Genomic DNA, 19788 nt, shown 5'->3' on the forward strand with positions numbered 1-19788 from the left:
GCCTTTCAGAGGTCGTGGGCGATGCGGCGGATGAGGTCGCGGGAGTCGTCGGGGTCCAGGGCGTTGGCCTCCATGTGGTCGATCACGGCTCGGTACTTGCCCAGCTGCGCCTCGCCGTCCAGGAACTCGCAGCCGTGGTGGGTGTCGAGCTGCACGGTGTCGAGCTGGCGGACGGCGCCGGCCAGGTAGTCGATGCCCTGGCCGGTGCCGTGGAAGCTTTCCCTGCCGAAGGGCACCACTCTGACGGTGACATGTGGGAGTTCGCTCATGTCGAGGATGTGCCGGAGTTGGGTGACGGCGACGTCGCGACCCCCATATCCCATTCTCAGCGCCGCCTCGTGGATCGTCGCCGTGTAGGGGGTGGGCGTCGCCCGGTGGAGGATGCCCTGCCGTTTGATGCGGTGTGTCAAGCGGTGCTCGATCTCGTACTGCTGGAGGGGTGGAAAGACGCCTCGGAAGAGTGCGCGGGCGTGATCGGTCGTCTGGAGCAGGGCGGGGATGTGGATGACCAGGGCCACGCGCAGCTCCGCCGCATAGTGCTCCAGCTCGGCAAGGTCGATCAGGCCGACGGGCAGGTGGTCTCGGTACTCGTCCCACCAGCCCCGCGTCCGCCCGCCGGTCATCGCCGTCAGGGCTTCGACAAGTGCCTGGTCGGCGCAGTGGTAGGCCCGGGCGAAGGTACGTACGCGGTCGGCGCTTACGGCGTACCGGCCCGACTCGATGCTGCTGATCTGTGCTTGCTTGACGCCGAGCAGTTCGGCTGCGGCGCTCGATGTCAGCCCGGCCTGCTCCCGTAGCTTGCGCAGCTCGGCGCCCAGGCGCCGCTGGCGCAAGGTGGGGTTGGTACTCGACGGCACGTGGCCCTCTCTCGTCATGGCCCGGTCCTCAGGGGTCACCCACAGGAGGGAGTTGTTAGGCATTGCCCCTTTTTGATGTTAAGTATCACATCGCGACCTCTATGGTGATTCTCAAGTCCCCTTCCTCCCGGAGGTCTTCGTGGTCACCGTAGCCCCGTGTCAGCCCTGGGTGTACGCCCTGCGCCTGCCGCATGACCCCCGCGCGGCACATGTCGCACGTGTGACCGTGCGGGCCGTGCTCAGTTCTCACGGACGGGATGAAGTGCTGGACGCCGTCGAGCTGTTGGTGTCCGAGTTGGTCACCAATGCCTACCTGCACACCGACGGGCCCGCCTCCCTCCGGCTGACCGCGTTGACCGACGGCCGGCTCCGGGTGGGGGTCTGGGACAGCGATCCGCGTATCCCCGCGCCCTTCGGTGAGCCGACCGGAACGCGAGCGGTCTCGTCCGTCCCGCACGACGCCGAGCGCGGGCGTGGGCTGCTGCTCGTGCGGGAGTACGCCGATGTGTGGGGCGGGTGGCCCGTCGGTGAGGGGGGCTTCGGCCGGGGTGGCGGGAAGTTGCTGTGGTTCGAGGTGGGTGGAAAACTGCCCGCGTTGCTGAAGTGAACAGAGGGACGCAAGCGTCGCGGGGGAGTGGGTTCGGGTGAGCAAGCGGCAGATACAGAAGATGCTGCGGCTGATGGCCGGCGGGGAGCCCGTGCAGGTCACCAGTGCCATGGCGTCCGTGAAGAAGCTCGCCAAGCTCGCCTTCGTGGCCCAGCAGTTCGGGTACGAGTACGCGGACGTACGGCAGGGCGGCGCCAACAACAGCTCGCTCGTCATGCTGATCGTCCCGGACCCGAGCCCGTACGCCCGTGCGCGGGCCGCGCAGAACTGGGCGCAGTATCCGAACGCGGGGGACGGAGTCTCGCTGCCGCCGTTCGTGCCGGACGCGCTGGAGCTGCTGAAGGCGCGGATCAACTTCGATCTCACCGGGAAGGGCACCGAGAAGCGGATGCTCTTCGCGGGGATCGGCGCCACCGTGGGTGCGGGTGCCGTCGCCGTGCAGGACGGTGGCGGCGCGCTGCTCTGGGCCGGCGTCCTCTGGGGCGTCCTCATGGGCATCCTCGGCATCGGCTTCGTCGTCAACCGGCGACGCAACGCCAAGTTCGCGGCCCGTCTCCAGGCCGCCGGGTTCATGCCCGTCGCCGACGAGAGCGGGCGGGTGCGGTATCTGCCGCCGGGCGGGCAGCTGCCGGGGCACGGGAATCCGTTCGCCCAGCAGCCGTATCCCCAGCCGCAGCCCTACCCCCAGGCGCCTCCCCAGCCGCAGCCCTATCCCCAGGCGCCTCCCCAGCCGTACGCCTCGCAGCCGCACGCCTCCCAGCCGCACGGCCCCCAGCAGAACCCCTACTGGCAGCCCCCGAGCCGCTAGGTTCCGCGAACGGCTTCTCGTAAGGCTTACCGAGGGACAGCCTCGAGCATGTCCTGATGTGTCGTGCTGTTCATGGGTCGTCGCATTGATATTGCTATGGGCAGATTGTCCTGCCGTCTGTCATGAGGGGGTGACGAGGCAAGGACCGTACGGAGAGGAAAGTTCGTGGTGGAAACGCACTCCCCGGCCCGAAGAAGACGAGCGCGGGCGGTCGTGGCCGGCGCGCTGGTGGGGTTCCTGGCCTGGACGCCGTCCGCGTACGCCGACGGCGCGCCGCCCAGGGGTCAGGGCGCGGCACCGTTCGCCCAGGCCTGGGGCGACAACGACGAGGGGCAGCTGGGCAACGGAACCAACACCGACAGTCATGTCCCAGTCACGGTGTCGAACCTGACGAACATCACCGGCCTGGCCGCCGGCTTCGACCACAGTCTGGCGCTGCTGGGCGACGGCTCCGTCCGGGCCTGGGGCGACAACCTCAACGGAGAGCTGGGCGACGGCACCAACACCCCCAGCAACGTTCCCGTCCGCGTCCTGAACCTCGCCAACGTGAGGGCCATCGCCGCGGGCGACAACCACAGCCTGGCGCTGCTGGGCGACGGCTCCGTCTGGACCTGGGGCGACAACGACAACGGGCAGCTGGGCAACGGCACCACCACCCCCAGCAACGTCCCCGTCCGGGTCCAGGGACTCACCGGCGTGAGGGCCATCGCGGGCGGCGACAACCACAGCCTCGCCGTGCTGCGGGACGGCTCCGTCTGGGCCTGGGGCGACAACGACAACGGGCAGCTCGGCGACGGCGGCACCACCGACAGCAACGTCCCGGTCCGGGTGCAGGGCCTCTACGGCGCGACCGCGGTGGCCGCGCCGGCCGGCGGCGACCACAGCCTGGCGCTGCTGAGGGACGGCACGGTCCGTGCCTGGGGCGACAACGACAACGGGCAGCTGGGCAACGGCACCACCACCGACAGCAACGTGCCCGTCCAGGTCCTGAACCTCAACCGGGTGAAGGCCCTCGCCGCCGGTTTCAACCACAGCTTGGCGCTGCGGAACGACGGCACGGTCCACGCCTGGGGCGACAACCAGTTCGGGCAGCTGGGCAACGCGACCAACACCGACAGCGACGTCCCCGTCCAGGTCCGCAACCTCACCGACGTGACGGCCATCGCCACCACGGAGGACCACAACCTGGCCATCCGCTCCTTCTGCGACTGCGGCAAGCGCGGGGACGGCTGGGGCGGCACCACCACCGGCAACGTCGTCTTCACCTGGGGCGCGAACTTCGCCGGGGAGCTGGGCAACAACAGCACCACCAACAGCAATGTGCCGGTGGCCGCGGTCACCGCGATCAAGAACGTCACCCTCATCGCCGGCGGAGGCACCCACAGCCTGGCGGCCTGACCCTCGTCGCGTCACCACCCGGCCGGGGCCCTGAAGAGGGGTCCCGGCCGCCGCGTGAGCGGGAAGAACCGCCGGTCCGACGGCGACCTCTCACCCCGCCTCCTCCCAGGGTGAGAGCAAAGTTCCTTTCCGGTCACCCACAGCCACAGTCCGGAAACGCGCCCTCCCTACCTTCGGGATGTACCTCAGCCCGAAGCCCCGTGGAGGCGTCATGACGGCCCCTAGTACAGCCCCCGCACCCCCGCCCCCCGGCAGGAGCCCGTCCCCCGGCAGGGGCGGCCGCTGGATCCAGCACTGGGATCCGGAGGACGAGACCTTCTGGAAGGAGACGGGGGAGAGGATCGCCCGGCGGAATCTCTTCTTCTCCGTGCTCTCCGAGCACATCGGTTTCTCCGTCTGGACCATGTGGTCGGTGCTCGTGCTGTTCATGGGGCCGGAGTACGGGCTCACGCCGGCCGACAAGTTCCTGCTGACCTCGGTGGTCACCCTGGTCGGGGCCGTGGTCCGGGTGCCGTACACCTTCGCCGTCGCGATCTTCGGCGGGCGGAACTGGACGGTCATCTCCGCGGCCATGCTGCTCATCCCGACGATCGCCGCGTTCACCGTGATGGAGCCGGGGACCTCCTACTCCACCTTCCTGCTGGTCGGCCTGCTGGCCGGTGTCGGCGGCGGCAACTTCGCCTCCTCCATGACCAACATCAACGCCTTCTTCCCGCTGAAGAAGAAGGGGTGGGCGCTCGGGCTCAACGCCGGCGGCGGGAACATCGGGGTGCCCGTCATCCAGCTCGCCGCCCTCGCCATCATCGGGGCGAGCGGCGGACCGCGCGTCCTGCTCGGGATCTACATCCCGCTGATCCTCGTCGCCGCCGTCCTCGCCGCGCTCTTCATGGACAACCTGGAGAACGTGAAGAACGACACCGGCGCCGCGAAGGACGCCGCCCGCGACGGGCACACCTGGATCATGTCCTTCCTCTACATCGGGACGTTCGGCTCGTTCATCGGGTACAGCTTCGCCTTCGGCCAGGTGCTGACGAACCAGTTCGGGCGTACGCCGCTCCAGGCGGCCTACCTGACCTTCATCGGCCCGCTGCTCGGCTCCCTCATCCGCCCCCTCGGCGGCTGGCTCGCCGACCGCTACGGCGGGGCGCGCATCAGCCTCTACAACTACGTCGGCATGGGCGCCGCGACCGGTGTCCTCATCTACGCCAGCGTGCAGAAGTCGCTCGCGCTGTTCGTGTCCGTCTTCGTGGTGCTGTTCGTGCTCAGCGGGCTCGGCAACGGGTCCACCTTCAAGATGATCCCCGGCATCTTCCACGCCAAGGCCCTCGCCAAGGGGCTGCGCGGCGAGGAGGCGGCGGCCTACGGGCGGCGGCTGTCGGGTGCGTCGATGGGTCTCATCGGTGCGGTCGGCGCGCTCGGCGGGGTCGGCATCAACATGGCCTTCCGGCAGTCCTTCCTCTCCTACGGCTCCGGAACCGGCGCGTTCGTCGCCTTCCTGGCCTGGTACGCGGCGTGCTTCGTGGTCACCTGGTCCGTATACCTTCGCCGCCGCCCGGCCGCCCCACAGCGGGCCGCCGAGTCGACCACCGAGAAGAACGCGCAGCTCAGCTACGCCGAGGTGTGACGTAACACCGGCGACATCAAGCCGAACCGAGCCTGTCACGCGGCGTTGACAGGCTCGGCGGCATGTAGGTGCCACGACTCGAGTGCGGGACATGAGCTATGTACGAGGAACTGCAGCGACCGGACAACGGGACCCAGGAGCGGGCCGAACACGGGCCCCTCGCCGGGTTCACCGTGGGTGTGACCGCCGCGCGCCGCGCCGATGAACTCGGCGCCCTGCTCCAGCGGCGCGGAGCCGCGGTCCTGCACGCCCCGGCCCTGCGGATCGTGCCGCTCGCCGACGACAGCGAGCTGCTGGCCGCGACCAAGGAACTGCTCGACAGGGTGCCGGACGTGGTGGTGGCCACCACCGCCATCGGGTTCCGCGGATGGATCGAGGCCGCCGACGGGTGGGGGCTCGGCGAGCCGCTGCTGGAGCGGCTGCGCGGGGTCGAACTGCTGGCCCGCGGCCCGAAGGTGAAGGGCGCGATCCGGGCCGCCGGGCTGACCGAGGACTGGTCGCCGTGCTCCGAGTCGCTGGCCGAGGTGCTGGACCGGCTGCTGGCGGAGGGCGTCGACGGGCGCCGGATCGCGGTACAGCTGCACGGCGAGCCGCTGCCCGGGTTCGTGGAGGCGCTGCGGGCGGGCGGCGCCGAGGTGGTCGGGGTGCCGGTGTACCGGTGGCTGCCGCCGGAGGACCTGACGCCCGTGGACCGGCTGCTGGACGCCGCCGTCGCCCGGGGCGTGGACGCGCTCACCTTCACCAGTGCGCCGGCCGCCCAGTCCCTGCTGAACCGCGCCGAGGAACGCGGACTGTTGCCGGACCTGCTCGCCGCCCTCGGCCACGACGTCCTGCCGGCCTGCGTCGGCCCGGTGACCGCGCTGCCGCTCCAGGCCCACGGCGTCGACACCGTGCAGCCCGAACGCTTCCGGCTCGGCCCGCTCGTCCAGCTGCTCTGCAAGGAACTGCCGGGCCGTGCACGGTCGTTGCCGGTCGCCGGGCACCGGGTGGAGATCCGCGGGCACGCCGTGCTGGTGGACGGGGAGCTGCGGCCGGTGCCGCCCGCGGGGATGTCCCTGCTGCGGGCGCTGTCCCGGCGGCCGGGCTGGGTGGTGTCGCGGGCCGAGCTGCTGCGGGCCCTGCCGGGCGCGGGCCGCGACGAGCACGCCGTCGAGACCGCGATGGCCCGGCTGCGGACGGCACTCGGCGCCCCGAAGCTCATCCAGACCGTCGTCAAACGCGGCTACCGGCTGGCCCTCGACCCGGCGGCCGACGCCAAGTACGCCGACGCCTGACCCGGCGGTCCGTGGGCGTCCCGAGGGGTTCCGGCCGGGAAGCCGGGCAGGCACTGTAGGAGGGAACAGGAGACTCCTCCTAGGCGGTGACAGGCGCATGGCACTGGGTACGGCCACGGAAGCCCCCGAGCTGCGGTTCGACGCCGGGCGCCACTGTCTCGACCTGCTGGCGACCACACACCCCGGGGAACGGCTCGACTCCGTCGGGATGTTGTGCGCCTGGATCGCCGGGGCCGGCCTGGTGCCGCCGGGCACCCTGCTCGGCCACGCCGACGCCTCCTGGCTGCTCGGCTTCCGCGAACTGCGCGGCCGTATCGACCCCTTGGTCCGCGGCACACTGCGCGTCGCCGCGCCCGGCACGTCGTACGACCACGCGCTCGCCCGCGTCAACGAGTTCGCCCGCACCGCGCCCCCGGCGCCGCGCGCGGTCCGCGCCGACGACGGCACGCTGGTACGGCGGCTGGACCGGCCCCCGGACTGCCCCGCGCTGCTCGCGGCCGTGGCCCGGGACGCCGTGGACCTGCTCACCGACCCGCTCGCGCGGGCCTGTCTGCGCCAGTGCGCGGGCGACGACTGCCCCATCGTCTACCTCGACACCTCACGGGGGCGGCGCAGGCGCTGGTGCTCCAGCGAGGTGTGCGGGAACCGGGTGCGGGTGGCCCGGCACCGGCGCCGGGCGGCCCTCACAAGTGCGGCACCCGTGAAGTGATTTAGGCAACACGGCAGGCGGCACGGCAGTCACCTGGCGGGCACGCGGCAGGCACCGCCGCCTTTGCCTTCGTGGGGGAAATGTGAAGACGCTACGCGGGGATTGTGCATTCATGTCCCCCTCGTCACGCCGTCTCGAAGAAATCTGTCGCCTCGCTTTGAACACCTCGCGCCCCGCGTGCGTACACGTCGTCGAGCGACCGGTCGGGGGAACCCCCGGACATCGGAGGTGGGCGTGCGCAAGGATTCCGTCGTGGCCAAGGAACGTGGAACGAGGGCCCGACATCGCATGTCCGCCCAGCCTCCGGAGCCCGACGAGGAGTTGATGCGCGCGCTGTACCGCGAGCACGCCGGACCCCTGCTCGCCTATGTGCTGCGTCTGGTCGCCGGAGACCGGCAGCGCGCCGAGGACGTGGTGCAGGAAACGCTCATCCGTGCCTGGAAGAACGCCGGTCAGCTCAACCGAGCGACCGGATCGGTACGCCCCTGGCTGGTGACGGTCGCCCGGCGCATCGTCATCGACGGCCACCGCAGCCGGCAGGCCCGGCCGCAGGAGGTCGACCCGTCGCCGCTGGAGGTCATCCCCGCGGAGGACGAGATCGACAAGGCGCTGTGGCTGATGACGCTGTCGGACGCGCTCGACGACCTGACCCCGGCTCACCGGGAGGTGCTCGTCGAGACGTACTTCAAGGGGCGTACCGTCAATGAGGCGGCTCAGAAACTGGGGATACCGAGTGGCACGGTGCGCTCCCGGGTGTTCTACGCGCTGCGTTCGATGAAGCTGGCACTGGAGGAGCGGGGGGTGACGGCGTGATGAGTGCATACGGGGGATACGACGCGGGGGGTCCGGGTATGTCTGGCCCCATGCAGGGATCTCAGGGGGCACAGGGACCCACGGGCCCGAACGAACACGAGACCGTCGGCGCCTACGCCCTCGGGATTCTCGACGACGCCGAAGCAACCGCTTTCGAGGCGCATCTCGCGAGCTGCGAGTGGTGCGCCGAACAGCTCGACGAGCTGGCCGGCATGGAGCCGATGCTGGCCGCGCTCGCCGACCTGCCCGGCACCGGCAGCACGCCCGCGATCGGGGAGTCCCTGTCCGCGAAGCCCAGCCCGCGGCTCGCGGAGAGACTGGTCGACGAGGTCGCCGAGCGCCGCGCGCAGAAGCGCCGGCGCGGTTTCTACATGGTCGCGGCGGCGGCCGCGCTGATCGTCGGTGGCCCGTTCGTCGCCGTGGCGACCAGCGGGGGCGGCGACGACGGCGGCCCGAAGGTGTCCGCGCACGCCGGCAGCCCCGCCAAGGCGTCCTTCGACGACATCGACGACAAGGTCACCGCCACCGACCCCGGCACCCAGGTCAGCGCGACCGTGGCGCTGGAGAAGAAGGCGTGGGGCACCCATGCCGTCCTGGAGCTGAAGAACGTCAAGGGTCCGCAGAAGTGCGCCCTGATCGCGGTCGGCAAGAACGGCGAACGCGAGACGGTCACCTCCTGGTCCGTCCCGAACTGGGGCTACGGCATCCCGGGCGCCACCACCGAACAGGCCAAGCAACCGCTGTACGTCCACGGCGGCGCCGCGTTCACGCCCGACGAGATCGACCACTTCGAGATCATGACCTTCGACGGCAAGCGGCTGGTGGAGGTCGACGCCTAGCGACCGGCCCGGCGGGGTCGCGCCCTTCGCGGCGCGCCCCCCAGGGGCGCGGGGAACTGCGCGACCGGGCACGACGCACCCGCACCCGCCGGTGGACGGAACCCCCTCTTCAGCAGGCGCCCCGTAGCCGCGAGCCGCCCTCTTCGCGTACGGTTGACGGCTGCCCAGCACGTCAGAAGGGGGCCCGGTGGCCGCACAGGCTCAGCAGGATTCCGCGGTCGACTCGGTTCACGACACCGGTCATGACTCCGTACGCGACCGCGAGATCGGCGTCGAACAGGAACACCTGGACAAGGTGTACCGCCGCCTCGAGGAGAAGATCCACGAGGCGGAATTCCTGATGGAGGACGCGGCCCGCCGCGGCCAGGTCGGCACGCCCGGCGCGCTCGCGGAGCGGGACGCGCAGGTCTTCCGGGCGGGCGTGCACCTGAACCGGCTGAACAACGAGTTCGAGGACTTCCTGTTCGGCCGGATCGACCTGCTGCTCGGCAAGGACGGCAAGAAGGGCCCCGACGGCGCCTACACGGCGGTGGAGCCCGCGGAAGGGGCGGTGCGCCCCGACAGCACCGCCGACATCGCCGAGACCCTGCACATCGGCCGCATCGGCGTCCTCGACCAGGACTACGCCCCGCTGGTCATCGACTGGCGGGCCCCCGCCGCCGCCCCGTTCTACCGCTCCACCCCGGTGGACCCGGGACGGGTCGTACGGCGCCGGGTCATCCGCTCCAAGGGCCGCCGGGTCCTCGGCGTCGAGGACGACCTGATGCGTCCCGAGCTGAAGGCGTTCCTGGACGGCGACGAACTGCCCGTGATCGGCGACGGCGCCCTGATGGCCGCCCTCGGCCGGGCCCGCAGCCACACCATGCGGGACATCGTCGCCTCCATCCAGGCCGAGCAGGACCTGGTGATCCGCGCGCCCGCCGCCTCCGTGACGTACGTCGAGGGCGGCCCCGGCACCGGCAAGACGGCCGTCGCCCTGCACCGCGCGGCCTACCTCCTCTACCAGGACCGCCGCCGGTACGCGGGCGGCATCCTGATCGTCTCCCCGACCCCGCTGCTGGTGGCGTACACCGAGGGCGTCCTGCCCTCCCTCGGCGAGGAGGGCCAGGTCGCCATCCGGGCGATCGGCTCGCTCGTCGACGGCGCCGAGGCCACGCTGTACGACTCCCCGGCCGTGGCCCGCGCCAAGGGCTCGTCCCGGATGCTGAAGGTGCTGCGCAAGGCCGCGCGCGGCGCGCTGGAGCGGAACGGTTCACCGGACCGGCTCAGGGTCGTCGCCTTCGGCCGCCGCCTCGAACTGGAGGCCGACGAGCTGGGCCGGATCCGCCAGGCCGCCCTCGGCGGCACGGCCCCGGTCAACCTGCTCCGCCCGCGCGCCCGCAAGCTGCTCCTCGACGCCCTCTGGGAGAAGTCCGGCGCCGCGGGCCGGCACACCGACCCGGAGCTGGCCGCCGAGCTGCGCTCCTCCTTCGACGAGGACGTGACCAGCGAGGACGCGTTCATCGCCTTCCTCGACGCCTGGTGGCCCGAGCTGACCCCGGCGGGCGTGCTCGCCGCCATGGCCGACGAGCGGCGGCTCGGCCGCTGGTCCCGGCGGGTGCTCAACCCGGGCGAGGTGCGCAAGGTGGCCCGCTCGCTGAAGCGGGACGGCCACTCCGTGCACGACATCGCGATGCTCGACGAGCTGAACGCGGTCCTCGGCGCCCCCGCCCGGCCCCGCAAGAAGCGGGAGCTGGACCCGCTGGACCAGCTCACCGGCCTGGAGGAGCTGATGCCGATGCGCGAGGAGTCGCAGCGCGAGCGCGCCGAGCGGCTGGCGCAGGAGCGGGTGGAGTACGCGCACGTCATCGTCGACGAGGCCCAGGACCTCACGCCGATGCAGTGGCGCATGGTCGGCCGCCGCGGCCGGCACGCCACCTGGACGGTCGTCGGCGACCCGGCCCAGTCGTCGTGGTCCGACCCCGACGAGGCGGCCGAGGCCCGCGACGAGGCCCTGGGCACCCGCCCGCGCCGCCGCTTCCAGCTCACCGTGAACTACCGCAACCCCGCGGAGATCGCCGAGCTGGCGTCGAAGGTGCTGGCGCTGGCGATGCCGGGGTCCGAGTCGCCGGCGGCGGTGCGCTCGACGGGCGTGGAGCCGCGTTTCACGGTCGTGGGGGAGTCCCTGGGCGAGACCGTCCGGGAGGAGGCCGCGCGGCTGCTGGAGCGGGTCGACGGCACCATCGGCGTCGTCGTCGCCATGAACCGGCGCGAGGAGGCGCGGCGCTGGCTGGCCGGGCTCGGCGACCGGGTGGTGGCGCTGGGCAGCCTGGAGGCGAAGGGCCTGGAGTACGACGCGACGGTCGTCGTCTCCCCGGCGGAGATCGCCGACGAGTCCCCGGCGGGCCTCAGGGTGCTGTACGTGGCCCTGACCAGGGCGACCCAGCAGCTGACGGTGGTCTCCGGCGAGCGGGACGAGCCGGACGCGACCGGGGTCCCGGATCTGCTGAGGGACTGACCGGGGGATTTTCCCCCGGACGGGAATGGCCCTCCGGGAACGTTTGTTAGCCTGGATGTGACACCGGCTCGATCCAAGCCCCCGGGCCCAACCTTCGTCCCTTCGAGGGACCACTTGCCGCGAGGCGAGCATGGCGGGTCGGTGTCATGAACGTTCGAAGAGGCCCACGTCCGATGTGACGTGGGCCTCTTTGTTGTCGTATCTCTGGCTGATCGAATCTCGTATCGTGGAAGATGTTTTCCAAAGTTCACGGCCACCCGTGAACAAAACGTCCGCAATTCGGGGCGGCTACCGCGTACTCAGGGGTAGGTGCGACGATCGGACGGCACAACTTCGCGACACGGTGAAAGCAGAGGAAGTCGGCCATGGCAACGGCGCCCAGCGTCTCCTACTCGATGACCATCCGGCTGGAGGTGCCCGCGAGCGGAACCGCCGTCTCGCAGCTCACCACCGCCGTGGAGTCCTCCGGAGGCTCGGTGACCGGCCTCGACGTCACCGCGTCCGGCCACGAGAAGCTCCGGATCGACGTCACCATCGCGGCCAGCTCGACCGCGCACGCCGACGAGATCGTCGGCAAACTGCGCACCATCGAGGGCGTCACGCTGGGCAAGGTCTCCGACCGTACGTTCCTGATGCACCTCGGCGGCAAGATCGAGATGGCGTCGAAGCACCCCATCCGCAACCGTGACGACCTCTCCATGGTCTACACGCCCGGCGTCGCCCGCGTCTGCATGGCGATCGCCGAGAACCCCGAGGACGCCCGCCGTCTGACCATCAAGCGCAACTCCGTTGCGGTCGTGACGGACGGCTCCGCGGTGCTCGGCCTGGGCAACATCGGCCCCAAGGCCGCGCTGCCCGTCATGGAGGGCAAGGCGGCCCTGTTCAAGCGGTTCGCCGGCATCGACGCGTGGCCGATCTGCCTCGACACCCAGGACAGCGACGCCATCGTCGAGATCGTCAAGGCGATCGCCCCCGGGTTCGCCGGCATCAACCTCGAGGACATCTCCGCGCCCCGCTGCTTCGAGATCGAGGCCCGGCTGCGTGAGGCCCTGGACATCCCCGTCTTCCACGACGACCAGCACGGCACCGCCATCGTCGTGCTCGCCGCCCTCACCAACGCACTGCGCGTGGTGAACAAGGGAGTCGGCGACGTCCGCGTGGTCATGTCCGGCGCCGGCGCGGCCGGTACGGCCATCCTCAAGCTGCTGATCGCCGCCGGCGTCAAGCACGCCGTCGTCGCCGACATCCACGGCGTCGTGCACGCCGGCCGCGAGGACCTGGTCGAGGCCGCCCCCGACTCCCCGCTGCGCTGGATCGCCGACAACACCAACCCCGAGGGCATCACCGGCACCCTCAAGGAGGCCGTGCGCGGCGCCGACGTCTTCATCGGCGTCTCCGCCCCGAACGTCCTCGACGGCGACGACGTGGCCGCCATGGCCGACGACGCCATCGTGTTCGCGCTCGCGAACCCCGACCCCGAGGTGGACCCCGCAATCGCCCGCCAGACCGCGGCAGTTGTGGCCACCGGCCGCTCCGACTTCCCGAACCAGATCAACAACGTGCTGGTATTCCCGGGCGTCTTCCGCGGCCTGCTCGACGCCCAGTCCCGCACGGTGAACACCGACATGATGCTCGCGGCCGCGAAGGCCCTCGCGGACGTCGTCACCGAGGACGAGCTGAACCCGAACTACATCGTTCCGTCCGTCTTCAACGACAAGGTCGCGGGCGCCGTCGCCGGCGCCGTGCGGGACGCGGCGAAGGCGGCGGGCGCCACCGCGTAGCATCGCGCGCAAAACCCCTGGCGGGACTGTGCCGGGGCTGTGAGGATCGACACGATGAGCCGCCGCCACGGCGCGTCGTGGAACCGAGCGACCCCGGGCGCCCTCTAGGGTAGGCGGGCCGTCGGCCGCCGCCATCCGGGTGGACGGCCGGTCAGGGGCGCTCCTCGTGTGACTCCCAAGGGTGTTCTCACGACTCCAATGGGTGCCGGATTGGCTTTCCCGCCGCAGGTAGGGGCAGGATGCGGTCCTGGGCGCGAGCGTCTGACGACGGACCCGGGTCCGGGACCCGTCCGAGGGCCCTGGCAGCATCGGCTTCGCTGTGCCCGAGATGCGGCTTCGCCGCGTGGCACGCCCCAACAGCAAGAAGAACACGGGAGTAACAACATGAACCGCAGTGAGCTGGTGGCCGCGCTGGCCGACCGCGCCGAGGTGACCCGCAAGGACGCCGACGCCGTGCTGGCCGCGTTCGCCGACGTCGTCGGCGACATCGTCTCCAAGGGGGACGAGAAGGTCACCATCCCCGGCTTCCTGACCTTCGAGCGCACCCACCGTGCCGCTCGCACCGCGCGTAACCCGCAGACCGGCGAGCCGATCCAGATCCCGGCCGGCTACAGCGTGAAGGTCTCCGCGGGCTCCAAGCTCAAGGAAGCGGCCAAGGGCAAGTAAGGGCGCGTTTACGTGAAGCCTTGCTGAACGCCGATGGGGCGGTCACCCGGACTCGGGTGACCGCCCCATCGGCGTGTCGGAGCAGGGGTGTCAGCCGAGCGCCTTGCCCGGCAGTTCGACCTTCGCGCCCAGTTCCATGAGCTTGTCCATGAAGTTCTCGTAGCCGCGGTTGATCAGGTCGATGCCGTGGACCCGGGACGTGCCCTGGGCCGCCAGCGCCGCGATGAGGTACGAGAAGCCGCCGCGCAGGTCGGGGATGACCAGGTCGGCGCCCTGGAGGCGGGTCGGGCCGGACACGACCGCGGAGTGCAGGAAGTTGCGCTGGCCGAAGCGGCAGTCGGAGCCGCCCAGGCACTCGCGGTACAGCTGGATGTGCGCGCCCATCTGGTTCAGCGCGGAGGTGAAGCCGAGCCGGGACTCGTAGACCGTCTCGTGGATGATCGACAGGCCCGTGGCCTGGGTGAGCGCCACGACCAGCGGCTGCTGCCAGTCCGTCTGGAAGCCGGGGTGCACGTCCGTCTCCAGGGCGATGGACTTCAACTGCCCGCCCGGGTGCCAGAAACGGATGCCCTCGTCGTCGATCTCGAAGGCACCGCCCACCTTCCGGTAGGTGTTCAGGAACGTCATCATCGAGCGCTGCTGGGCGCCGCGGACGTAGATGTCGCCCTCGGTCGCCAGCGCCGCGGACGCCCAGGAGGCGGCCTCCAGCCGGTCCGGGAGGGCGCGGTGCGTGTAGCCGCCGAGCTTGTCCACACCGGTGATGCGGATCGTGCGGTCGGTGTCCATCGCGATGATGGCGCCCATCTTCTGCAGGACGCAGATCAGGTCCTCGATCTCCGGCTCCACGGCCGCGTTCGAGAGTTCCGTCACGCCCTCGGCGAGCACCGCCGTCAGCAGCACCTGCTCGGTCGCGCCGACTGACGGGTACGGCAGCCGGATCTTCGTGCCGCGCAGCCGCTGCGGGGCCTCCAGGTACTGGCCGTCCGCGCGCTTCTCGATCGTCGCGCCGAACTGCCGCAGCACGTCGAAGTGGAAGTCGATGGGCCGCCCGCCGATGTCGCAGCCACCGAGGCCGGGGATGAAGGCGTGCCCGAGCCGGTGCAGCAGCGGGCCGCAGAAGAGGATCGGGATGCGGCTGGAACCCGCGTGGGCGTCGATGTCGGCCACGTTGGCGCTCTCGACGTGCGTCGGGTCCAGCACCAGCTCGCCCGGTTCCTCGCCCGGACGGACCGTCACGCCGTGCAGCTGCAGCAGCCCGCGGACCACCCGCACGTCGCGGATGTCCGGGACGTTGCGCAGCCGACTGGGAGCGCTGCCCAGCAGCGCGGCCACCATGGCCTTCGGCACGAGGTTCTTCGCACCGCGGACACGGATCTCGCCCTCCAGCGGGGTTCCGCCGTGGACAAGCAGGACATCGTCGTTGACGGTCATGAATCTCGCGTTCCGTATGGGAGTGTGGGGCAGGGCCGGAGAGACAGACTAATGGCCCCGCACCCCCCTTCTGTAAGCCCAAGTACCGCCCAGCCACGTCATAGCTGTGTCACAACACGAACCGTTCACAATCGGGCACATGGGGTCACCACGGCCGCCGTGCGCGCGGGGTGCACCGGTGCGCCCCGCCGGGCGTTCACCCGGGCGTCACGATTGCCTCCCCACACCGGGGGAAGATGCGGGATCATGTCTGGCATGACCGAGGTGTCCTCGCTCACAGGGCGGCTGCTCGTGGCAACGCCCGCCCTGGCGGACCCGAACTTCGACCGTGCGGTGGTGCTCCTTCTCGACCACGACGAGGAGGGCTCCCTCGGTGTCGTCCTCAACCGTCCGACGCCGGTCGGGGTGGGCGACATCCTGGAGGGCTGGGCGGACCTGGCCGGCGAGCCCGGCGTGGTCTTCCAGGGCGGCCCGGTGTCCCTGGACTCGGCCCTCGGGGTCGCGGTCGTCCCCGGCGGGGCGTCCGGTGAGGCGGCGCCGCTGGGCTGGCGGCGGGTGCACGGCGCGATCGGCCTGGTCGACCTGGAGGCCCCGCCGGAACTCCTCGCCTCGGCCGTCGGCTCGCTGCGGATCTTCGCCGGGTACGCCGGCTGGGGGCCCGGTCAGCTGGAGGACGAGCTGGTGGACGGCGCCTGGTACGTGGTCGAGTCCGAACCCGGCGACGTGTCCTGCCCGGTGCCCGAGAGACTCTGGCGCGAAGTGCTCCGCCGCCAGCGCAACGAGCTGGCGATGGTGGCCACGTACCCGGACGACCCTTCGCTCAACTGAACCATGTGAGCTTCAGTACTCTTGGGTTCTATGAGCACTCTCGAGCCCGAGCGCGGGACTGGTACGGGGACCCTCGTAGAGCCGACGCCGCAGGTGTCCCACGGCGACGGCGACCACGAGCGCTTCGCCCACTACGTCCAGAAGGACAAGATCATGGCGAGCGCCCTCGACGGCACCCCCGTCGTGGCGCTGTGCGGCAAGGTCTGGGTGCCGGGCCGCGACCCGAAGAAGTACCCCGTGTGTCCCATGTGCAAGGAGATCTACGAGTCCATGGGCTCCGGCGGTGACGACAAGGGCAAGGGCGACAAGTAGGCCGTAGTCCGCCTGCCTCACAGATCTGCGTAAGGCCCCCCGGGGCGCGCTCGGTGCGCGCGCGGGGGGCCTTTCGTGTGCCGCGAAGCGGGTCACGAAGTGTGTCACGAAGTGGTTGAGACCTCTTGTCGGCGTGTTCGGGTAGTACCTAGCCTCCGTTGTGTTGTGCAGAGCAAAACAGTCATTGCGCATGTTGCAACGAAACGCCGGAGGAACGCTTCATGAAGCTCCCCGCCCGTCTGGCCGTGCTCCTCGCCGTCATGGCCGCCACCGCCTGCGCCCCCCAGACCACCGACACCAGCGGCTCCGACAAGGACGACAAGAGCGGCACCCTGCGGGTCTGGCTCTTCCAGGAGGTCGGCAACAAGCCGAAGGAACGAGTCGTCGACGCCGTCGTCGACAGCTTCGAGAAGGCCCACGAAGGCGCCGAGGTCTCCGTCGAGTACATCCCGGTCGAGAGCCGCGCCCAGCGCATCAAGGCCGCGTTCAACGACCCCGCCTCCGCGCCCGACGTCATCGAGTACGGCAACACCGACACCGCCGGCTATGTGAAGGACGGCGGGCTCGCCGACGTCACCGAGGAGTTCGCCGCCTGGCCCGAGGCCGAGGACACCGACCCGACGGCCCGGCAGTCGGTGACGGTCGACGGCAAGGTCTACGGCGCCCCGTTCTTCGTCGGTGTCCGCGCGCTCTACTACCGGACGGACGTCTTCGACGACCTCGGGCTCGAAGTGCCCCGCACCCAGTCCGAGTTGGTCGAGACGGCCAAGGAGATCCGGGCCGCCCGGCCCGACCTGTACGGCCTCGCCGTCGGCGGCGCCTACACCTACGGCGCGCTCCCGTTCGTCTGGGCCCACGGCGGCGAGCTGGCCACCCGCGAGGGCGGCTCCTACGTCTCCGCCGTCGACGGCGCCGCCGCCCGGCGGGGCATCGAGGCCTACACCTCCCTCTTCGGCGACGACAACTGCCCCGCCCCCAAGTGCGCCGGCATGGGCGGCAACGACACGGTCACCGCCTTCGCGTCCGGCAAGGCGGCCATGGCGATCGGCGGGGACTTCAGCCACGCGGCCGTGGAGGCCGGCGCGGTGAAGGGCAAGTACGCCGTCGTACCGCTGCCCGGGGTGAAGGCCGGGGAGATCGCGCCCGCCTTCGCGGGCGGCAACAACATCGGCGTCCTGAAGAGCACCGGGCACCGCACCCTCGCCGTCGACCTGATGAAGCGGCTCGCCGGCAAGCGCACCCAGGGCGAACTCTTCGACGCGATGGGCTTCCTGCCGACCTTCACGGACGTACGGCGCGAGGCCGCCGAGAAGGAGCCGTTCGTGCGGCCCTTCGTGCGGACGCTGGCCGCCGGGGCGAAGTTCGTGCCCGCCTCGCCGGCCTGGGCGCGCATCGACTCCTCGCTGGTGCTGCCGACCATGTTCCAGGAGATCGTCAGCGGCCGGAAGGACGTGGCCGCGGCGTCGCAGGACGCGGCGAGGAAGATGGACGACGCGTTCGGCTCCGCCGGGTGAGCCGGGTGCCTGCTGCGGTGGGGAGTGCTGTTCGTCGGCGGGTGCGGGTTCGTCGGGGTTTCTCGCGCCCAGGCGGCGGTAGCCGCAGATCCAACACGGCCCCGCGCCCCTTTCGGCGTCAGGGCACTCCGTGGCTGTATCTCGCCCCCGCGCTGGTCGTTCTCGGCGGGCTGCTCGTCTATCCGATCTACCAGCTCGGGCTGATCTCTCTGTTCGAGTACACGCAGGCGCAGGTCAGTGGCGGTGAGCCGACGGTCTTCCGGGGGGCGGCCAACTACATCGAGCTGTTCGGGGACCGGCAGTTCTGGCAGGTGCTGCCGGCCACCGTGCTGTTCGCCGCCGCCTGCGTGGTGGCCACGCTCGCCGTGGGCTGCGCGCTCGCCGTGCTGCTCACCCGGGTGCGGGCGCTGCCCCGGCTGGCGCTGATGCTGGCCGCGCTGGGCGCGTGGGCGACCCCGGCGGTCACCGGCTCCACGGTCTGGCTGCTGCTGTTCGACCCGGACTTCGGGCCGGTCAACCGGCTGCTCGGGCTCGGCGACCACTCCTGGACGTACGGCCGGTTCAGCGCGTTCTTCCTGGTCCTGCTCGAAGTGGTCTGGTGTTCCTTCCCGTTCGTGATGGTGACGGTGTACGCGGGGATCCGCGCGGTGCCGTCAGAGGTGCTGGAGGCCGCCGCACTGGACGGCGCCTCGCAGTGGCGGATCTGGCGGTCGGTGCTCGCGCCCATGCTCCGGCCGATCCTGGCGATCGTCACCATCCAGTCGGTCATCTGGGACTTCAAGGTCTTCACCCAGATCTACGTCATGACGGGCGGCGGCGGCATCGCCGGCCAGAACCTGGTGCTGAACGTCTACGCCTACCAGCGGGCGTTCGCCTCGTCCGAGTACAGCCTCGGCTCGGCGATCGGCGTGGTGATGCTGCTGATCCTGCTCGCGGTGACGCTGGTGTACCTGCGGCTGCTGCGCCGACAGGGGGAGGAATGGTGAATCTTTCACGGTGGCGTGTGCGGCGTCCGTGGCGGCTGGCCGCCGAGTGCTCGGCCCTGCTGATCGCGGTCGTCGTCGCCTTCCCCCTCTACTGGATGGTGATCAGCGCCTTCCGGCCGGCCGGGGAGATCGAGTCGAGCGAGCCCCGGCCGTGGACGCTCGCGCCCTCGCTGGATTCCTTCCGGCGGGTCTTCGGGCAGCAGGAATTCGGCCGTTACTTCCTCAACAGCGTGATCGTCGCGGGCTCCGTGGTGATCGTCTCGGCGCTTGTCGCGTTTCTCGCGGCGACCGCCGTGACCCGATTCCGGTTCCGCTTCCGGACCACCCTGCTGATCATGTTTCTGGTGGCCCAGATGGTGCCGGTCGAGGCGCTCACGATCCCGCTGTTCTTCCTCATGCGGGACTTCGGCCAGCTGAACACTCTGGGGTCGCTGATCCTGCCGCACATCGCCTTCTCGCTGCCGTTCGCGATCTGGATGCTGCGAGGGTTTGTGAAGGCGGTCCCGGAGGCCCTGGAGGAGGCCGCGTACATCGACGGGGCGAGCCGGGCGCGATTCCTGTGGCAGGTCCTTTTCCCGCTGGTCTTCCCGGGGTTGGTGGCCACGAGTGTGTTCTCGTTCATCTCGGCCTGGAACGACTTCCTGTTCGCCAGGTCGTTCATCGTCAGCGACACCTCGCAGTCGACCCTGCCGATGGCCCTGCTGGTCTTCTTCAAGCCGGAGGATCCCGACTGGGGCGGCGTGATGGCCGCGTCCACGGTGATGACGATTCCGGTGCTGGTGTTCTTCGTACTCGTACAGCGACGCCTGGTCTCGGGGCTGGGCGGAGCGGTTAAGGACTGACG

General features: G+C 70.7%; 18 protein-coding genes. 16 read left to right on the forward strand and 2 right to left on the reverse strand.

Features of this window, described 5'->3' with window-relative positions; translation table 11 throughout:
- Positions 1-5: 5 nt before the first annotated feature.
- A complete protein-coding gene (locus AMK31_RS00340; RefSeq protein ID WP_385310443.1) occupies positions 6-875 on the reverse strand; it encodes a helix-turn-helix domain-containing protein in 870 nt (289 codons plus the stop codon).
- A gap of 151 nt (positions 876-1026) precedes the next feature.
- Here AMK31_RS00340 and AMK31_RS00345 point away from each other — a divergent pair, with 151 nt between their 5' ends.
- The 11 genes from AMK31_RS00345 (at position 1027) to AMK31_RS00395 (ending at position 13873) form a co-directional block, all read left to right on the forward strand.
- Positions 1027-1464, forward strand: a complete 438-nt coding sequence (locus tag AMK31_RS00345) for an ATP-binding protein (protein WP_338013018.1) — start codon at positions 1027-1029, stop codon at positions 1462-1464.
- A gap of 37 nt (positions 1465-1501) precedes the next feature.
- On the forward strand, positions 1502-2272 hold the full coding sequence (locus AMK31_RS00350; protein WP_073938226.1) for a hypothetical protein: 771 nt from the start codon (positions 1502-1504) through the stop codon (positions 2270-2272).
- A gap of 165 nt (positions 2273-2437) precedes the next feature.
- Entirely contained in the window at positions 2438-3670 is a 1233-nt protein-coding gene (locus AMK31_RS00355; protein WP_073938227.1) for an RCC1 domain-containing protein, read from the forward strand.
- 211 nt (positions 3671-3881) lie between these two features.
- On the forward strand, positions 3882-5294 hold the full coding sequence (locus tag AMK31_RS00360; protein ID WP_073938228.1) for a nitrate/nitrite transporter: 1413 nt from the start codon (positions 3882-3884) through the stop codon (positions 5292-5294).
- A 98-nt stretch (positions 5295-5392) separates the two neighbouring features.
- Entirely contained in the window at positions 5393-6568 is a 1176-nt protein-coding gene (locus tag AMK31_RS00365; RefSeq protein WP_073938229.1) for a uroporphyrinogen-III synthase, read from the forward strand.
- Positions 6569-6665: 97 nt separating this feature from the next.
- Positions 6666-7277, forward strand: a complete 612-nt coding sequence (locus AMK31_RS00370) for a CGNR zinc finger domain-containing protein (protein WP_073938230.1) — start codon at positions 6666-6668, stop codon at positions 7275-7277.
- Between the two features lie 228 nt (positions 7278-7505).
- The gene (locus AMK31_RS00375; protein WP_073938231.1) at positions 7506-8090 is read left to right on the forward strand and encodes a sigma-70 family RNA polymerase sigma factor; all 585 of its coding nucleotides are present in this window, start codon (positions 7506-7508) and stop codon (positions 8088-8090) included.
- Between the two features lie 50 nt (positions 8091-8140).
- Positions 8141-8929, forward strand: a complete 789-nt coding sequence (locus AMK31_RS00380; RefSeq protein WP_073938232.1) for an anti-sigma factor family protein — start codon at positions 8141-8143, stop codon at positions 8927-8929.
- Between the two features lie 187 nt (positions 8930-9116).
- The gene (locus tag AMK31_RS00385) at positions 9117-11426 is read left to right on the forward strand and encodes a HelD family protein (RefSeq protein ID WP_073938233.1); all 2310 of its coding nucleotides are present in this window, start codon (positions 9117-9119) and stop codon (positions 11424-11426) included.
- A gap of 365 nt (positions 11427-11791) precedes the next feature.
- Positions 11792-13207, forward strand: coding sequence for an NAD-dependent malic enzyme (locus AMK31_RS00390; protein WP_073938234.1), 1416 nt, complete (start codon positions 11792-11794; stop codon positions 13205-13207).
- Between the two features lie 384 nt (positions 13208-13591).
- On the forward strand, positions 13592-13873 hold the full coding sequence (locus AMK31_RS00395; protein WP_003990598.1) for an HU family DNA-binding protein: 282 nt from the start codon (positions 13592-13594) through the stop codon (positions 13871-13873).
- A gap of 90 nt (positions 13874-13963) precedes the next feature.
- Here the strand turns inward: AMK31_RS00395 and murA are convergent, their stop codons facing one another.
- Positions 13964-15304, reverse strand: coding sequence for a UDP-N-acetylglucosamine 1-carboxyvinyltransferase (murA, locus tag AMK31_RS00400; protein WP_073938235.1), 1341 nt, complete (start codon positions 15302-15304; stop codon positions 13964-13966).
- A gap of 255 nt (positions 15305-15559) precedes the next feature.
- On the opposite strand from murA, the gene AMK31_RS00405 reads away from it, so the two are divergent.
- The 5 genes from AMK31_RS00405 (at position 15560) to AMK31_RS00425 (ending at position 19786) form a co-directional block, all read left to right on the forward strand.
- On the forward strand, positions 15560-16132 hold the full coding sequence (locus AMK31_RS00405) for a YqgE/AlgH family protein (RefSeq protein ID WP_073938236.1): 573 nt from the start codon (positions 15560-15562) through the stop codon (positions 16130-16132).
- Positions 16133-16162: 30 nt separating this feature from the next.
- Positions 16163-16444 (forward strand): DUF3039 domain-containing protein, encoded by a 282-nt coding sequence (locus AMK31_RS00410; RefSeq protein WP_073938237.1) that lies wholly within the window; start codon positions 16163-16165, stop codon positions 16442-16444.
- 221 nt (positions 16445-16665) lie between these two features.
- The gene (locus AMK31_RS00415; RefSeq protein ID WP_073938238.1) at positions 16666-17958 is read left to right on the forward strand and encodes an extracellular solute-binding protein; all 1293 of its coding nucleotides are present in this window, start codon (positions 16666-16668) and stop codon (positions 17956-17958) included.
- 41 nt (positions 17959-17999) lie between these two features.
- Positions 18000-18944 carry a carbohydrate ABC transporter permease gene (locus AMK31_RS00420; protein WP_073938239.1) on the forward strand — a complete coding sequence of 315 codons (945 nt, stop codon included), beginning with the start codon at positions 18000-18002 and terminating at the stop codon, positions 18942-18944.
- The gene (locus AMK31_RS00425) at positions 18938-19786 is read left to right on the forward strand and encodes a carbohydrate ABC transporter permease (protein ID WP_073938240.1); all 849 of its coding nucleotides are present in this window, start codon (positions 18938-18940) and stop codon (positions 19784-19786) included. The genes AMK31_RS00420 and AMK31_RS00425 overlap by 7 nt, the downstream gene beginning before the upstream one ends.
- The last annotated feature ends 2 nt before the right edge of the window (positions 19787-19788 follow it).

It is taken from the genome of Streptomyces sp. TSRI0107, from assembly GCF_001905845.1.
Taxonomy (GTDB): domain Bacteria; phylum Actinomycetota; class Actinomycetes; order Streptomycetales; family Streptomycetaceae; genus Streptomyces.

What these genes read in the sequence shown, in the direction of transcription:
- AMK31_RS00340 (WP_385310443.1), bottom strand. Translation starts at nt 875, where the DNA reads ATGACGAGAGAGGGCCACGTGCCGTCGAGTACCAACCCCACCTTGCGC.
- AMK31_RS00360 (WP_073938228.1), top strand. Translation starts at nt 3,882, where the DNA reads ATGACGGCCCCTAGTACAGCCCCCGCACCCCCGCCCCCCGGCAGGAGC.
- AMK31_RS00365 (WP_073938229.1), top strand. Translation starts at nt 5,393, where the DNA reads ATGTACGAGGAACTGCAGCGACCGGACAACGGGACCCAGGAGCGGGCC.
- AMK31_RS00370 (WP_073938230.1), top strand. Translation starts at nt 6,666, where the DNA reads ATGGCACTGGGTACGGCCACGGAAGCCCCCGAGCTGCGGTTCGACGCC.
- AMK31_RS00380 (WP_073938232.1), top strand. Translation starts at nt 8,141, where the DNA reads ATGCAGGGATCTCAGGGGGCACAGGGACCCACGGGCCCGAACGAACAC.
- AMK31_RS00390 (WP_073938234.1), top strand. Translation starts at nt 11,792, where the DNA reads ATGGCAACGGCGCCCAGCGTCTCCTACTCGATGACCATCCGGCTGGAG.
- AMK31_RS00395 (WP_003990598.1), top strand. Translation starts at nt 13,592, where the DNA reads ATGAACCGCAGTGAGCTGGTGGCCGCGCTGGCCGACCGCGCCGAGGTG.
- murA (WP_073938235.1), bottom strand. Translation starts at nt 15,304, where the DNA reads ATGACCGTCAACGACGATGTCCTGCTTGTCCACGGCGGAACCCCGCTG.
- AMK31_RS00405 (WP_073938236.1), top strand. Translation starts at nt 15,560, where the DNA reads ATGACCGAGGTGTCCTCGCTCACAGGGCGGCTGCTCGTGGCAACGCCC.
- AMK31_RS00410 (WP_073938237.1), top strand. Translation starts at nt 16,163, where the DNA reads ATGAGCACTCTCGAGCCCGAGCGCGGGACTGGTACGGGGACCCTCGTA.
- AMK31_RS00415 (WP_073938238.1), top strand. Translation starts at nt 16,666, where the DNA reads ATGAAGCTCCCCGCCCGTCTGGCCGTGCTCCTCGCCGTCATGGCCGCC.
- AMK31_RS00425 (WP_073938240.1), top strand. Translation starts at nt 18,938, where the DNA reads ATGGTGAATCTTTCACGGTGGCGTGTGCGGCGTCCGTGGCGGCTGGCC.